Origin of the sequence: Caenispirillum bisanense, from assembly GCF_900230255.1 — a bacterium.
Lineage (GTDB): Bacteria > Pseudomonadota > Alphaproteobacteria > Rhodospirillales > Rhodospirillaceae > Caenispirillum > Caenispirillum bisanense_A.
On record NZ_OCNJ01000007.1, the window covers coordinates 245,779 to 261,528 of the forward strand.

Genomic DNA, 15,750 nt, shown 5'->3' on the forward strand with positions numbered 1-15,750 from the left:
GGGCTGCCGGCACGCAATGAAACACCGGCGGCGGCGGCGGGCGGCGCGGTCAGGCGGCGGTCGCCGGCTCGCTGACGGCGACATGGCCGCCGGTGACGGGGTCGGCCAGCAGACGCACGCGGCAGCGGTAGGTGGCGCTCAGGTGCGCCTCGGTGAGCACCGCCGCCGCCGATCCGCCGGCCAGCAGCCGGCCGTCCCGCAGCAGGAGGGCGTCGTCGCCGTAGCGCAGCGCCAGGGTCATGGCGTGCAGCACGGCCACCACCGCGACGCCGTCCGCCGCCACCCGGCGGGCGACGGCCATCACCGCGTGCTGGTGGGCCGGATCGAGCGCCGCCGTCGGTTCGTCGAGCAGCAGGACGGCCTCGTCGCGCACCGCCGGCGGCGGTAACTGGGCCAGGGCGCGGGCGAGGCTGACCCGCTGCCGCTCGCCGCCCGACAGGCTGGCGACGACGCGGTCGGCGAGGTGTCCGATCTCCGCCTGCTCCAGGGCTTCGGCCACCACCCGGGCATCCTGCGCCGCCGAGGACTGCCGGCGGTGCGGCGCCCGCCCGAGCGCCACCACTTCGGCGACGCGCAGCGGCAGGGGGCGGGTCTGCTGCGGCATGACCGCGCGGCGCCGGGCGAGGTCGCCGGGCCGCCAGGCGGTGAGCGGCAGGCCGGCGAAGGTCGCGGAGCCGGCGGTGGGGGCCAGGTCGCCGGCCATCAGGCGCAGCAGCGTCGACTTGCCGGCACCGTTGGCGCCGAGGATCACCGTCACCCGGCCGGGGCGCGGGGCGCAGGTCACGTCCTCCACCAGGGCCTTGCCGCGCAGGCGCAGGCTGACGCGGTCGAGGTGCAGGGTCATGCTCATGCCCAGTCCCCCCGGCGCCGCGCCACGATCAGCAGGCCGACGAAGAACGGTCCGCCGACGCCCGCCAGCACCAGCCCCACCGGCATTTCCGCCGGCAGCACCACGGTCCGCGCCACCAGGTCGGCGAGGCACACCATGGCCGACCCCAGCAGGGCGGCGCCCGGCAGCACCAGCCGATGGTCGGAGCCGCCGAGCAGCCGCACCAGATGCGGCGCCACCAGCCCGACGAACGCCACCGGCCCGGCGGCCGCCACCGAGGCGCCGACGCCGATGGCGACCAGCACCACCGCCACGGCCTTCAGGCGGTCGACGGCGACGCCCAGGTGGAACGCCTCCGCCTCGCCGAGCAGCATGAGATTGAGCGGCCGCCACAGCAGCACCCCGCCGAGCGTCGACACCAACATGAGCGTCAGCGCGGGCGTGAGCGTGCCCGGCGCGGCACTGCCGAGGCTGCCCATGCTCCACATGGACAGCTGGCGCAATTGCTGGTCGTCGCTGAGGTAGCTCATGAGCCCGACCACGGCACTGGCGACGGCGTTGAGGGCGATGCCCGCCAGCAGCATGCCGGCCACCGAGGTGCGGCCGTTGCCCTGGGCCAGGGCATAGACGGCCGCCGTGGTGACGAGGCCGCCGAGGAACGCCGCCACGGGCATCTGCCAGGCGCGCGGCAGGGGGAGCAGCGTGCCCGCCACCTCCGTCAGCACGATGGTCACGGCGACCGCCGCCGCCGCGCCCGCCGACACGCCGATGAGGCTGGGATCGGCCAGCGGGTTGCGGAACAGCGCCTGCATGACGGCGCCGCCGACCCCGAGCGTCGCCCCGACACAACAGGCGAGCAGCACGCGCGGCACGCGGATCACTTCCAGCACCGCCTGGGCCGCCGGGTCGACCGGGTCGCTCTCGACCAGACCCACCCAGTCGCCGAACACCGCGGCGACGTCGGCCAGTCCGAGGGTCACGCCGCCGAACAGCACCGCTGCCACCGCACTGACGGCGGCGACACCGGCGAGCAGGGGCAGCAGGCGGGTCGGTTGCCGCAGCAGGGTGTCGCCCAGGATCATCGCGGCGCCCCCGCGGTCGCGGTTCCGAAAGCCTCCGCGAGCCGCCGCGCCGCCTCGGGCATACGCGGCCCGAGGCCCTGGAGCAGCGCCGACGGTACCGCGACCACCGGCCGTGCCGCGATGTCCGCCAGCGGTGCCAGCACCGGCTGCGCCAGCAGGCCGGCCTTGCCGCCCAGCATCTCCAGCGTGCGCTCGGACACGATCAGCCCGGCTGGGGCCGCCGCCAGCAGCGCCTCGGTGGAGATCTGCTTCCATCCCGTGGCGGCGGCGAAGGCATTGCGCAGGCCGGCCGCCTCGATGAGGGCGTGAATGGGCGTGTCGCGCCCCGCCGCCATGGGCGCGCCGCCGTGGCCGATGAGCAGGAACAGGACGGCCGGCGCATCGGGCGCCGGCGCCGTCGGCAGCCGCGCCACGTCGGCCCGCAGCGCGGCGACCAGCTCCGCCCCGGCGGCGGGCGTGTCCAGGATGGCGGCGATGCGCCCGATGACGTCCTCCAGCGCCGCCAGATCGTTGGCGGGCGGCAGGCGCAGCACGGGCACGCCGGCCGCCGCCACCTGCGCCAGCACCTCGTCGGGGCCGGCGTCGTTCTGCGCGATCACCAGGTCGGGGCCCGGCGACAGCAGGCCCTCGCCGCCCAGCGCCCGCAGGTACCCGACGCGCGGCAGGCCCTCGTAGACGGCGGGATAGGTGGTCGTCGAATCGACGGCGACCACCGTGTCCGCCTTGCCGAGGCCGGCGATGATCTCGGACACCGGGCCGCCGATGCTGACGACGCGCGCCGGCGCCGTCACGCCAACGGTATGCCCGGCGGCATCGACGGCGGTGCCGGCGGCGACCGGCGACGACAGCCCGCCCGCCACCAGGGCGACGAAGGCGAGGGTGACGGCATGGCGCTGCAGCCCGGGACGGAGGACAGCCATCATGCGGCCGCCGTCCGCCCGCCTTCCGGAAGGCGCGGCAGCGTTTCCAGCACCGCCCGCCAGGCGTCGCTCTCCGGCACACCGGCGGGACGCACGCCATAGAGGATGGCGAAGTTCCGGCCGTCGGCGTCGTAGAGTTCGAGCGCCGTCACCACGCCGTCGGCCTGCGGCTTGCGGACCACCCAGGCGGTGGCGGTGGCGGCGGTGACGACGTGCAGGTTGAAGCCGGGGTCGAGCACGTTGGTCCAGCCGCGCATCTCGACGATCTTCTTCACCGGGCCGCTGTGGATCTGCACGCAGCCGCGGTTGCCGACGAAGACCATGATGGGAACGGCCTGATCGGCCGCCAGGGTCAGGGTGCGCGACAGGGCGTCCGGCGTGACTTCCTCGGCGAACTCGGGGCCGATGAGGCGCAGCGCCTGGTGCCGCGACGCGCCCGCATCCTTCAGCAGCCGCCGGAAATCGTGGACGTCCTGAAGGTCGCGCCACCCGGTGCGCAGCACCTCCATGTCCACCGCGTCGTCGGGTGGCGGCAGGTCGCGGGCGGGCGCCGGGTCGAGGGTCAGCAGGGCCGGCCCCGCCTCGGCGTCGTGGAACCGCCCGCACAGGGCGTCGAAGGCCGCCGCGTCGGTGTTGGCGGTCCGGTAGATCTTGATGACGGCATCACCGTGGACGTCGAAGATCTGAAGGCTGCGGCGCTCGCCGTGCAGCCCCGTCGTGGTGACGTCGAAGCCGCTGTGCCAGACCGACAGGAACAGGCGCAGGTCGACGGCGTCGTTCAGCACCAGCATGGCGCCGCCCATTCCCCGCACGTTGCCGAAGCAGCCGGTCTTTTCGTGGACGGCGTGATCGTTGCGGGTCAGGACCATGACCTCGCCGACCTCCGGCAGGGCGTGGATCAGCTCGGCCCAGCGCCCCCCCTCCAGACGCCGCACGCCGGTCGCCGGCGATCCTGCCGCGACCAGTTGCGCCTCCGGATGGCCGAGGCTCGCGGCCAGGTCGCGCGGCCGCTGCTCGGCCGTGCCGGCGTGAACGGAAGACCAGGCCTCACTCAAGGCCGCGAGGCTGGCGGGGTGCATGGTCATGGTCGCACTTCTCCTGTGGCAGTTCCAGGCGCCGGCGGGCACGGCTTCGACGGCCGGCGCGGCGCCTCCTGCATTCGACATACTGCGAATGAGAATGCGTTGCAATTGCGAATTTGCGCGCTATCAATAGGGGCAGTGTTGTCCGACATTGCGTGAAGGAGCAGGAGGATATGCCCGCTTTCAGGACCCTTTTGGCCGGAAGCACCGCCGTCGCCTTGGTGCTGGCGCTGCCGGTAATGGCCGAGGCCGAGGAGGCCGCCGCACCGGCGTCCATCGTGCTGGACCCGGTGATGGTATCGGCCGAACGCACCGAAAAGCGCCCGGTCGACTCGCTGGCACCGGTTTCGGTGCGGACTTCCAACGACTTCGCCCGCTTCCAGCCCCTGTCGGCGGGGGATCTGCTGGACGGTGTTCCCGGCGTCACCACATCCGTCTCGGCGGTCAGCGGCCCCGGCACCAAGATCGGCATCCGCGGCATGGAGAACTTCGGCCGCGTCAACGTCATGGTCGACGGCGCCCGGCAGAACTTCCAGCGCTCCAGCCACGGCGAGAACACCATGGTGTTCATCGATCCCGAACTGATCGGTCAGGTGGACGTGGTGCGCGGGCCGTCGGCGGCCATCTACGGCTCGGGCGCCGTCGGCGGCGTCGTGAACTTCCGCACCAAGGACGCCGCCGACCTGCTGCGGCCCGGTGAAACCTTCGGGGCCTCCCTCACCGGCACGGTCGGCACCAACGGCGACGGCCGTCGCGGCACCGCCACCGCCTATGGCGCCGTCGACTGGGCCGACGTGGTCGTGTCCACCTCCCTCGGCCGGCTGGAAGACTACGAGGACGGCGACGGCACCAAGGTGGTGAACTCGGGCTGGGACCAGCAGAGCGCCCTCGCCAAGCTGACCCTGACACCCAACGACTCGCATATGTTGCGAGTGAGTCTCATTCACAATAAGTTCGACTTCGAGAGCGGCACCGCCACCGTCGACGACCTGACGACCACCGCCAACACGGTCACCGGCACCTACCACTTCACGCCGGAAGACACGCCGCTGGTCGACCTGACCGTCAACGCCTACTACACGACCACCGAGCAGGAAGAAACCCGCATCAGCGGCTCGCCGCTCGGCCGCGAAACCCGGCTGGAGGTGGAAACGCCGGGCTTCGACGTGTTCAACACCTCGCGCTTCGACCTCGGCGGCACGGGGCACGCGCTCACCGTCGGCGTCGACGGCTTCCAGGACACGGTGGAGGCGACGCGCGCCGGCGGCCCGCTCGAATTCACCCCGGCCGGCGAACGGCGCGTCCTCGGCGCCTTCATCCAGGACGAGATCGCCCTCACCGACCGCTGGTCGCTGGTCGGCGCCCTGCGGTTCGACGACTATACGCTGGAAAGCGGCGCCCTCGAGTCCTCCGACAACGCCGTGTCGCCCAAGGTCACGCTGGGCTACGAGCTGCTCGACGGCATCACCGCCTACGGGTCGTGGGCCAACGCCTTCCGTGCGCCGTCCATCACCGAGACGCTCATCAACGGCAGCCACCCGCCGCCGGCGTCCTTCCGCTTCGTTCCCAATCCGAACCTCCAGCCGGAGACGGCGGAGAACTGGGAAGTCGGCCTCAACGTCGCCCAGGACGACCTGTTCCTGCCGCAGGACAAGCTGCGCCTGAAGGCGTCGGTGTACCAGGCGAGCGTCGACGACTACATCGCGGAGTACTTCAATCTGGTGATGGGCCGCTTCGGGCCGAACTTCGCCGCCTCCACCTACGGCTACGAGAACATCCCGGAAGCGCACCTGCGCGGCGGCGAGCTGGAACTGTCCTACGACGCCGGCTTTGCCTACGCGGGCCTGTCGCTGAGCCGCGCCCGCGGCAAGAACGCCGAGACCGGCGAACGCCTGCAGAGCGGGCTCGGCGATCACGCCACCCTCACCATCGGCGCCCGCGACCGCGACAACGGCCTCGACTTCGGCTGGCGCTTCACCGGCCGGCGCGACCTGGACGTCGCCCTGCCGGACGACCCGACCGACGCCGCCGACGATCCCGCCGGCGGCTACCTGCTGCACACCGCATACGTCAGCTACACGCCGCCGCAGCTCGACGACGCCGTCACCCTGCGCCTGACCGTGGACAACATCTTCGACACCACCTACCAGACCACGCTGGCAAACCAGGAGGCGGAACCCGGCCGCACCGTGCTCGTCAGCGGCACCATCCGGTTCTGATCGCCCGACGGCGGCGGCCGTAATGAAGACACCCCTCTCCGCGCCGGCGGAGAGGGGTGTCGTCGTCTTCGGCGTTCCGATGGGTCAGCGGGCGTACATCATGCCCGGCAGCCAGAGGATCAGATCCTCCCACAGGAAGACCGCGGCAAGAACGAGCAGCTGCACGATCACGAAGGGAATCACGCCCCTGTAGATGTGCCCGATGGTGATGCCGGGTGGCGCCACTCCCTTCAGATAGAACAGCGAGAAGCCGACGGGTGGCGTCAGGAAGCTGGTCTGCAGGCAGACGGCGAACATCACCGTGAACCAGGTCAGGTCGTAGCCCAGATCCTTCACCACCGGGGCCACCAGCGGCAGGATGATCAGGCTGATTTCCAGCCAGTCCAGGAAGAAGCCGGCGAGGAAGGCGATGAACAGGATGAACATCACCACGCCCCACGGCGGGAACGGCAGGCCCTTCAGCAGGTCGCCGATGAACTCGTCGCCGCCGAGCGAGCGCATGACCAGCGCGAAGGCCGTGGCACCGAGGAAGATACCGAAGATGAAAGCGGTGGTCAGCGCCGTCTCGCGGCACACCTGACGCACCACGTTCATGTCGAGGCGGCGGTTGGCGAGCGCCAGGATCGTCGCGCCCAGCGCACCGATGCCCGAGGCCTCCGTCGGCGTCGCGATGCCGAAGAAGATGGTGCCGAGCACGGCAAGGATGAGGCCGAAGGGCGGCAGCACCGCCAGCACAGTCTCCCACACGTCGTGCCAACCGATGCGCTCGTGATGCGGCGGCGCCGGCGCGGCCGAGGGGTTCACGAAGCCGACGATCACCACATAGACGATGTAGGAGACGCCGAGCAGCAGGCCCGGGATGATGGCGCCCATGAACAGGTCGCCCACCGGCAGCGACAGCTGGTCGGCCATGATGACCAGCATGATCGACGGCGGGATGAGGATGCCGAGGGTGCCCGACGACGCCACCACGCCGGTCGACAGCGTCTTGGCGTAGTTCTTCTCCATCATGATCGGCAGCGCCAGCATGGACAGCAGCACCACCGAGGCACCGACGATGCCGGTGGAGGCCGCCAGCAGCACGCCGATGACGATGACGGTGATGGCGAGGCCGCCGCGCAGGCCGCCGAACAGCTTGGCGAAGCTCTTCATCAGGCGTTCGGCGACGCCGGAGCGGTCGAGCATCAGGCCCATGAAGACGAACATGGGCAACGACACCAGCACCCAGTTCGACATCTGGGCATAGATGCGGTCGACGATGACCGCGAAATCCGACCAGCTGTCGAGGAAGTAGGTGTCGATGTCGAACCAGTTCAGCAGCGCGAACGAGATGACGGTGAAGAGAAAGGAGATGCCGCCCAGGATCCACGCCAGCGGGAAGCCGGTGAAGATCAGGCCGATGAAGCTGAGCAGCAGGATGATGACGACGATTTCATACTGTTCCACGATGGTTCCCCCGTGCCCTGCTCATTCTTTCGGCCAGATCGGGCGCGGCACGCCGAACAGCATGGCGGTGCAGCGCAGCAGGCGAGCCACCGCGGCCAGGATCAGCAGCAGGAACCCCCAGAAGATGAAGGACTTCAGGATCCAGCGGTACGGCAGGCCGCCCGGCGCGGCGGAGCGCTCGTTCTGGATGAAGCTCGTCTCGATGTAGGGGATCGACTGCAGAAGGATCGTCACCAGGAACGGCAGCAGCATGAACACCAGGCCGAACAGCTCGATCCAGGCCCGCTTCTTCGGCCGAAGACGCTCGGCCACCACGTCGACGCGCACGTGCCGGTCCTCGACCATGCAATACGACAGGCCGAGGATGAAGCCGATGGCGTAGATGTGCCATTGCAGCTCTTCGAGCTGAATGGACCCCATGTTGAAGAAGTATCGCAGGACCACCTGAAGGACGATGACCGCCACCAGGATGACCCAGATCCAGCTGGTCACCCGCCCGACCCAGCGCACGAAGCGGTCCAGCACGTTGGACGGCGCGGTGCGCGGCAGGGCGAAGTCGGCCGGCAGGTCGTCGCCGGGCGCTTCAGGGCGGTCCACGGGCTGTGCGCTCATGGATGCTCCGTCTTGTTCAGAAATAAGGGCGTCGGCGCCCTCGTCCGGAAAAGGGCGGGGACTGTCGGGCCCCCGCCCCGCAGGAAGGTCGGAAACGCGGGCCGGCGCCGGGCCGGCCCGCCCATCGGCCGCTTACTGCTGCGACTGGCGCCAGTCGCGCGGCAGGTAGCCCATGCGGTGCCACTGGGCGTTCTCGTCCATGAAGGCCTGCATGCTCTCGTAGACGCGCTTGAAGTCGGCGTCCTTGGCCGAGTAGTCGGCCAGCACTTCGTCGGAGGCCTTCTTCAGAGCCCGCAGAACGTCTTCCGGCATCTCGACGACCTTGGCGCCGTGCTCTTCCTGCAGGCGCTTCAGGGCGGCGCCCTGGGTGCCTTCGGCGCGGGCGATGGACTTGGCGACGCCGGCGATGCAGGCGGTGCGCATCATGGCCTGCTGCTCTTCGGCCAGGGCGTCCCACTTCGCCTTGTTGACGTAGAGGAACTGGTTGGTGGACGGCTGGTGCCAGCCCGGCAGGTGGTAGTAGTTGACCACCTTGTAGAAGCCCAGCTGCTCGTCGACCACCGGCAGGGAGAACTCGGTGGCGTCGATGACGCCCTTCTCGAGCGCCTCGAACAGCTCGGAGCCCGGCAGCAGGGTGACGGAGGCACCCAGCTTCTGCAGGATCTCGCCGCCCAGGCCCGCGAAGCGGATCTTCAGGCCCTTGATCTGGTCCAGGTTCTCGATCGGGAAGCGGAACCAGCCGGCGGCCTCGGGGCTGATGGAGCCGCAGTACAGCGGCACGATGTTATGGGGAGCGTAGATCTCCTCCATCATCTGCTGGCCGCCCTTTTCGAGCATCCACGCGGCGTACTGCGCCGGTTCCATGCCGAACGGCACGGCGCCGTAGAGGGCGGAGGCCGGCAGCTTGCCGATCTCGTAGCCGGCCCAGACGTAGCCGGAGTCGACCTTGCCGGCGGAGACGGCCTCGAACACCTCGGTGCCCTTGACCAGCTTGCCCGGCTCGAAGACTTCCAGGTTGATCTTGTTGCCGGACATGGCCTTCAGCTGCTCGGCCACCCACGGGCCGGTGTCGGCCAGCGCGGGAAGGGTCGAGGGAAAGCCCATGGTCATCTGCCAGCGCACGCGCTCCTGCGCCTGCGCGCCGGTGACGAGACCGGCGGTCAGAACGCCGGCCACGCCGAGGGCGACCGCGTGCTTCGTTACTCGCTTGAGCATATGTAACCTCCCTGGGGTCGAGTTCATGCCGGCCGTTGGCCGGCCAGTCTCAAAACTTCTTTACGGGCCGTTGCGCCCTGAAGCGCCGGCTCTTTACCGTACTTGCGCGCTCAGGCTATCCAATGATCGGGAGAGGCACAAGCGCCGTATGCACGGCGTAAGGGAATTGCGCACGAAAGAGCCTTGTAACCAAAGAGCATTGCGGGGCGGCGGCGGCCCGTCGTCTTCATCTGGACCCTGACCGGCCGCACGAAAAGCCCTCCGTCGGCTGCTTTTGCCGTCGCAATGCGAGTCGGCGCGACTTTTCTGCATGGTCGGTCGCACGAGAGCCGAAATCTATTCCTGAAGGCATAAGCGGACACCCGGCGCCCTCCGGCAGAGGTCGTAGACCAGCGGGATCCTGTTGACGCCGCCCGCGGAAAGGTTCAAGACCGCAATGTGTATGCGGGCTTCCTCCGCCGCCCGGCGGTGAGCCCGGAGGAGGTCCAGGTGCAGGCCATCACAATCCTGCTGGTGGAGGACAATCCCGCCGACGCGCGGTTCGTCCAGCTTATGCTCGCCGAGGGCACGACGGCCCGTTACGTCGTCACCGAGGCCTCCAGCCTCGCCGCGGCCCGAGCGCATCTCGCCGCCCATGTGCCCGACGTGGTGCTGCTCGACATGCACCTGCCCGACAGCCGCGGCATGCCGACGGTCGAAGCCGTCGTCGCCCTGTGCCCGGAGACGCCCGTGGTGGTGCTCACCGGCCTCGACGACGAGGAGATCGGCATGGAGGCCATCCGCGCCGGCGCCCAGGACTTCCTGGTCAAGGGCTTCACCGACGGCACGCTGGTCCGCCGCGTCATCGCCCATGCCATCGAACGGCGGCGCATCGGCGTCGAGCTGGAACACGCCCACGCCGAACTGGCGCGCTCCAACGCCGAGAAGGACCGCTTCTTCTCCATCATCGCCCACGACCTGAAGAGCCCGTTCAACGCGCTGCTCGGCTTTTCGGAAGTGCTGCTGGCGCGGGCGCCGGCCATGCCGCCGCAGCAGGTGCTGGAATACGTGCAGATCATCCACGACAGCGGCAAGGCGGCCTACGAACTGCTGGAGAACCTGCTGGAGTGGTCGCGCCTGCAACTCGGCCGCATGGAGATCCGGCCCGAGCCCGTGTCCCTCGCCCGCCTCGCCGACCGGGTGACCACCCTGCACCGGCTGGCGGCGGAGGAGAAGGGCATCACCCTGCGCCACCGTGTCGACGGATACCACGTGCTGGCCGATCCGGCGGTGGTCGACACCATCCTGCGCAACCTGGTGGGCAACGCGGTGAAGTTCACCGAACCCGGCGGCACCGTCGCCATCACGGCCGCCCCGGCCCCGGACGCGCCGGGTCGCATCGCCCTCACGGTCACCGACACCGGCGTCGGCATGAGCGCCGCCAGGGTGGCGGAGCTGTTCCACATCGACCGCCCCATCTCCACCGCCGGCACCCGCGGCGAGAAGGGCACCGGCCTCGGCCTCGTGCTGTGCGCCGAACTGGCGGCCAAGTCGGGCGGCCGCATCACCGTCGACAGCACCCCCGGCGCCGGCACCCGCTTCCACGTCCTGCTGCCGGCGGCGGAGGTGGCCGAGGTGGCCTGGCGGGCGGAGCAGGAGGAGGCCGTGGCCTGAGGCGACTGGTCGGCCTGACAACGCCTCGGCGCATGGAGCGAGGACGGCCGACGCCAGCGCCGCCGTGGATGGCCGGATCAAGTCCGGGCATGACAATTTTTTCTTCCTCCCAGTAACTTGGCACGCCCGGCCTCCGGGACCTCCGAGCCGGGCATTCACGGCTCCCCGAGCGGCCGCCGTGGAGGAAGGAGGCCGAACCGGCATTCTTGCCACAGGGATCATTCGGATATAATTGGCCTGATTTCGGTATCCGAAAGATCCAACACAGCGATCCGTGCGTAAAGATAATCCCCAGACCAAACCCGAGGATCCCCCGCATGTTCCGGAGCCCCCGCCCATCCGCGGCCGCGAAATACGCCGCCCTGAGCGCCACCCACGCGATGATCGAGTTCACGCCGACCGGCGAAGTTCTCGACGCCAATGGGGCGTTCCTCGACCTCATGGGCTACCGGCTGGAGGACGTGCGGGGCCGTCACCACAGCCTGTTCGTCGCCCCCGAGGATCGGACTTCGGAGACCTACGCGGCCTTCTGGCGCGATCTCGCCGCCGGCCGGCACTTCACGTCGGAGTACAAGCGGCTGCGCAAGGACGGGCACGAGGTGTGGATCCAGGGCACCTACCTGCCCATCCGCGACCGCCGCGGCGCCGTCGCGAGCGTGCTGAAGATCGCCAGCGACATCACCGACCGCAAGCGCCGCAGCGCCGACTTCGAGGGTCAGGTCACCGCCATCGGCCAGTCCCAGGCGGTGATCCACTTCACCATGGACGGCACGATCCTGGAGGCCAACGACAACTTCCTCGCGGCCATGGGCTACCGCGCCGACGAGATCGTCGGCAAGCACCACAGCCTGTTCATGGCCCGCGACGACCGCACCGGCAGCTACGACGCCTTCTGGCGCGAGCTGCAGGCCGGCAAGGCCATGATCGGCGAGGTCCGCCGCGTCACCAAGTCCGGGCGCGACATCTGGCTGCAGGCCTCCTACACCCCCATCCGCGACATGAACGGCCGGCTGTTCAAGGTGGTGAAGTATGCCACCGACATCACCGCCGCCGTCCACGAGCGCCGCGAGCGGCAGGAGATCCAGCGCGTCATCGACGGCGAGCTGAACGGCATCGCCGACGCCGTCGCCGGCGCCGCCGGTCAGGCCTCGGCCGCCGCCTCGGCGTCGGACGAGACCACCTCCACCGTCCAGGCCGTCGCCGCCGGAACCGAGCAGCTGGCCGCGTCCATCCAGGAGATCAGCCACCAGGTCACCCAGGCGCTGGACGTCTCGCGCCGTGCCGTGGCGCAGGCCGAGCGCAGCACCGGCATCGTCGGCGGCCTCGCCACCGCCGCCGCCCGCATCGACGAAGTGGTCAAGCTCATCAACGACATCGCCAGCCAGACCAACCTGCTGGCGCTCAACGCCACCATCGAGGCGGCGCGGGCCGGCGATCTCGGCAAGGGCTTCGCGGTGGTCGCCAACGAGGTGAAGAGCCTCGCCAAGCAGACCTCGACGGCGACGGAGGAAATCGCCGGTCAGGTGGCCGCCGTGCAACAGGCGACGGAAGGGGTCGTCGCCGCCATCCGCGACATGAGCGGTACCATCGACCTGCTGAACGAGATTTCCGGCAACATCTCGGCGGCGGTCGAGGAACAGTCGGCGGTCACCCGCGACATTTCGCAGAACATGCAGGTCGCCGCCGACGGCGTGCACCGCATCTCGGCCAGCGTGCGCGACATCGCCGCGGCGTCGGAGCAGATCGACGACGCCACCGCCAAGGTGCGACGGTACTCGGCGAAGGTGGCCTGACCGGGCGGGATCGGGCCGGCGGCTACGGCGCCTTGGGGGCCGTTTCCGCCGGCACCTGCACGTGGTCGAGGGGGCGCTTGACCGCCGCCACCAGCCCGGCCGTCACCAGCGTGCCGACGACGATGGCGACGATGTACATGCCCAGGTTCCCGACGGCATTGGGGATGCCGAGCACGAAGATGCCGCCGTGCGGCGCCCGCAGCGTGCAGCCGAAGAACATGGAGAGTGCGCCGGTCACCGCGCTGCCGGCCATGATGCAGGGGATCACCCGCACCGGGTCCTTGGCGGCGAAGGGGATGGCGCCTTCGGTGATGAAGCAGATGCCGAGCACGCCGGCCGCCTTGCCGGCCTCCTGCTCCTCGGCGTTGAACTTGCGGCGGGCGATGAAGGTGGCGAGCGCGAGGCCGAGCGGCGGCGTCATGCCGGCGGCCATGGTCGCCGCCATGGGTCCGAAGGTGTCGGAGCCCAGCAGTCCGACCGAGAAGGTATAGGCCGCCTTGTTCACCGGCCCGCCCATGTCGAAGGCCATCATGGCACCCAGCAGCACGCCGAGCAGCACGGCATTGGTCCCCGACAGGCCGTTCAGCCAGGCCGTCAGCCCGTCCATGATCGCTTTCACCGGCGCGCCCACCACGTAGATCATCAGAAGCCCGGTGATGCCGCCGGCGATCAGCGGGATGATGAGCACCGGCTTCAGCCCTTCCAGGGTCTGCGGCAGCGGCAGGCGGTCGCGCAGGAACAGCGACACGTAGCCGGCGATGAACCCGGCGATGATGCCGCCGAGGAAGCCGGCCCCCAGCTGGCTCGCCAGCATGCCGCCGATGAGGCCCGGCGCGATGCCCGGCCGGTCGGCGATGGAATAGGCGATGAAGCCGGCCAGGATCGGCACCATGAGCGCGAAGGCCGCGCCGCCGCCGATCTGCATGAGGGCGGCGGGGATGGTCCCTTCCTGCTCGAAGGCGTCGATGCCCCAGACGAAGGAGAGCGCGATGAGCAGCCCGCCCGCCACCACCAGCGGCAGCATGTAGGACACGCCCGTCAGCAGGTGCTTGTAGGGCCCGGCCCGCTGGGCGCTGAGCTGCTGCTTGGCGCGCTGCACCTCCTGCTGGTAGCCGGGCGACCCGGCGGCCCCGGTGGCCGCCCCGGCCGCCCCCTCGCCCGCCGTCTTGCCGGCGGGGGTGGCGAGCGCCTGTTCGATGACGGCGCGGCCGTTCTTCAGGGCGGCGGCGGTGGAGGTCATGACCATGGCCTTGCCGGCGAAGCGGTCCGTCGCGACGTTCATGTCGGCGGCGATGACCACGGCGTCGGCGTCGCGGATGTCCTCGTCGGTGAGCTGGTTCTTGGCACCGACCGACCCTTGCGTCTCCACCTTCATGGCGTGGCCCATCTCCAGCGCCGCCTTGCGCAGGCTTTCGGCCGCCATGAAGGTATGGGCGATGCCCGTCGGGCAGGCGGTGATGGCGACCAGCCGCTTGCCGCCGGCAGGGGCCGCCGGCACCGGCTCGGGCACGGCACCGCGCTCAGCCCGGGCCTCCGCCCGCGCCTCGTCGGCCGGCGGCGGGGGTGGCGGCGGAGCGGCAGTCGCGCGGCCGGAGGATGCGGGCGCCTGTCGCCCCAGCGCCGCCTCGATCACCGCCCGCGGGTCGCGAATGGCGGCGGCGGTGGAAGTGCTGTGGATGGGCTTGCCGCCGAACCGCTCCGTCGGGACGGTGGTGTCGGCGGCGAGGATGACCACGTCGGCCGCCTCGATCTGGTCGAAGGTGAGTTCCGAGCCCGCCCCGGCGGAGCCGCGCGTCTCGACGGCGATGTCGTGGCCGAGCAGGCTCGCCTGCTTCTTCAGCGCCTCGGCGGCCATGAAGGTGTGGGCGATGCCCGTCGGGCAGGCGGTGACGGCGACGATCCGGGCCATTCCGGGGCTCCTTCGGACGGACGGGTTCAGCGCGGCAGCGGGGTGATGCGCACGTCGGACATGCGGGCCTCCACCTCCGCCGGCGGCGGCAGGCGGGGCCCGAGGGTGGTGAGGGCGGCGGCGGAGAAGGCGGTGGCGAGGCGGGCGCGGTCGGCCAGCGACAGCCCGCGCAAGAGGCCGAGCACGAGCCCCGCCACCATGGCGTCCCCCGCCCCGACCGTGGAGGCGACGGCGACGGACAGCGGCGCGGCGTGCACGGCCTCGCCGGGCTCCACCAGCACCGCGCCCTCGCCGCCCAGCGACACGACGACGGAGCCGACGCCGCGGTCCATGAGGTCGCGGGCGGCGGCGGCCACCTCGGCGGGGTCGTCGCCGACCCGTCCGACCAGTTCGCGCAGCTCGTGGATGTTGGGCTTGATGAGCGCCGGGCCGGCGCCGACGCCGTGGCGCAGCGGCGCCCCGCTGGCGTCCAGGATGACCTTCCGGCCGCGCCCCTTCAGGCGGGCGATCAGGCGGGCGTAGACGTCGTCCTCCACCCCCGCCGGCACCGAGCCGGACAACACGAAGACCTCGTGATCGGCGGCGAGGGCGTCGAGGGTGGCGCCCACCTCTTCCAGGGCGGCCGGCGTCGCCGTCGGGCCGGGGAAGTTGAGGTCGGTGACCGCCGCCTCGCCCGCCGCCGCCTCGTCGATGAGCTTGACGTTGGTGCGGGTGCGCCCCGCCAGGCCGATGAAGCGGTCGGCGATGCCCTTTTGCGCGAACAGGTCGGCGAAGGGCCGCGCGTTCTCCAGCCCCATGAGGCCGGTGACGCTCACCCCGACGCCGAAGTCGGCCAGGAAGCTCGCCACGTTGACGCCCTTGCCGCCCGGGTCGGCGCGGTCCCAGGCGATGCGGTTGACGCGCCCCGGCCGGAAGTCGCGCATGCCGGCGGTCAGGTCGATGGCGGGGTTGAGGGTGACGGTGCAGACGCGGACGGTGCGGTCGGGCATG

At 70.6% G+C, this 15,750-nt stretch carries 12 protein-coding genes; 3 read left to right on the forward strand and 9 right to left on the reverse strand.

Annotated features, from left to right (window positions below; translation table 11 throughout):
- Positions 1 to 49: 49 nt before the first annotated feature.
- Genes CRP50_RS16815 through CRP50_RS16830 form a run of 4 tightly spaced genes read right to left on the reverse strand, consistent with a single transcriptional unit; the run spans position 50 to position 3,916 of the window.
- On the reverse strand, positions 50 to 850 hold the full coding sequence (locus tag CRP50_RS16815; RefSeq protein WP_245913507.1) for a heme ABC transporter ATP-binding protein: 801 nt from the start codon (positions 848 to 850) through the stop codon (positions 50 to 52).
- Positions 847 to 1,911, reverse strand: coding sequence for a FecCD family ABC transporter permease (locus tag CRP50_RS16820; RefSeq protein WP_097280332.1), 1,065 nt, complete (start codon positions 1,909 to 1,911; stop codon positions 847 to 849). The genes CRP50_RS16815 and CRP50_RS16820 overlap by 4 nt, the downstream gene beginning before the upstream one ends.
- Entirely contained in the window at positions 1,908 to 2,834 is a 927-nt protein-coding gene (locus CRP50_RS16825; RefSeq protein WP_097280333.1) for a heme/hemin ABC transporter substrate-binding protein, read from the reverse strand. Before CRP50_RS16825 ends, CRP50_RS16820 begins: the two co-directional genes overlap by 4 nt.
- Positions 2,831 to 3,916, reverse strand: a complete 1,086-nt coding sequence (locus tag CRP50_RS16830; protein ID WP_176525225.1) for a hemin-degrading factor — start codon at positions 3,914 to 3,916, stop codon at positions 2,831 to 2,833. The genes CRP50_RS16825 and CRP50_RS16830 overlap by 4 nt, the downstream gene beginning before the upstream one ends.
- 170 nt (positions 3,917 to 4,086) lie before the next feature.
- Here CRP50_RS16830 and CRP50_RS16835 point away from each other — a divergent pair, with 170 nt between their 5' ends.
- On the forward strand, positions 4,087 to 6,132 hold the full coding sequence (locus CRP50_RS16835; protein WP_097280335.1) for a TonB-dependent hemoglobin/transferrin/lactoferrin family receptor: 2,046 nt from the start codon (positions 4,087 to 4,089) through the stop codon (positions 6,130 to 6,132).
- An 84-nt stretch (positions 6,133 to 6,216) separates the two neighbouring features.
- Here the strand turns inward: CRP50_RS16835 and CRP50_RS16840 are convergent, their stop codons facing one another.
- From CRP50_RS16840 to CRP50_RS16850, 3 genes are all read right to left on the reverse strand, one after another.
- The gene (locus tag CRP50_RS16840) at positions 6,217 to 7,578 is read right to left on the reverse strand and encodes a TRAP transporter large permease (protein ID WP_097280336.1); all 1,362 of its coding nucleotides are present in this window, start codon (positions 7,576 to 7,578) and stop codon (positions 6,217 to 6,219) included.
- Positions 7,579 to 7,599: 21 nt separating this feature from the next.
- Positions 7,600 to 8,190, reverse strand: a complete 591-nt coding sequence (locus CRP50_RS16845) for a TRAP transporter small permease subunit (protein ID WP_097280337.1) — start codon at positions 8,188 to 8,190, stop codon at positions 7,600 to 7,602.
- A 132-nt stretch (positions 8,191 to 8,322) separates the two neighbouring features.
- On the reverse strand, positions 8,323 to 9,405 hold the full coding sequence (locus CRP50_RS16850) for a TRAP transporter substrate-binding protein (protein WP_097280338.1): 1,083 nt from the start codon (positions 9,403 to 9,405) through the stop codon (positions 8,323 to 8,325).
- 489 nt (positions 9,406 to 9,894) lie between these two features.
- On the opposite strand from CRP50_RS16850, the gene CRP50_RS16855 reads away from it, so the two are divergent.
- Both CRP50_RS16855 and CRP50_RS26375 read left to right on the forward strand, forming a co-directional pair.
- A complete protein-coding gene (locus tag CRP50_RS16855) occupies positions 9,895 to 11,058 on the forward strand; it encodes an ATP-binding protein (protein WP_176525226.1) in 1,164 nt (387 codons plus the stop codon).
- 317 nt (positions 11,059 to 11,375) lie between these two features.
- Complete coding sequence (locus tag CRP50_RS26375) at positions 11,376 to 12,851, forward strand: methyl-accepting chemotaxis protein (RefSeq protein WP_097280340.1); 1,476 nt, start codon at positions 11,376 to 11,378, stop codon at positions 12,849 to 12,851.
- Positions 12,852 to 12,873: 22 nt separating this feature from the next.
- Here the strand turns inward: CRP50_RS26375 and CRP50_RS16865 are convergent, their stop codons facing one another.
- Positions 12,874 to 14,760: a PTS fructose-like transporter subunit IIB gene (locus tag CRP50_RS16865; RefSeq protein ID WP_097280341.1), complete on the reverse strand. Its 1,887-nt coding sequence runs from the start codon at positions 14,758 to 14,760 to the stop codon at positions 12,874 to 12,876.
- A 26-nt stretch (positions 14,761 to 14,786) separates the two neighbouring features.
- Positions 14,787 to 15,749, reverse strand: a complete 963-nt coding sequence (pfkB, locus tag CRP50_RS16870) for a 1-phosphofructokinase (RefSeq protein ID WP_097280342.1) — start codon at positions 15,747 to 15,749, stop codon at positions 14,787 to 14,789.
- Between the last annotated feature and the right edge of the window lies 1 nt (position 15,750).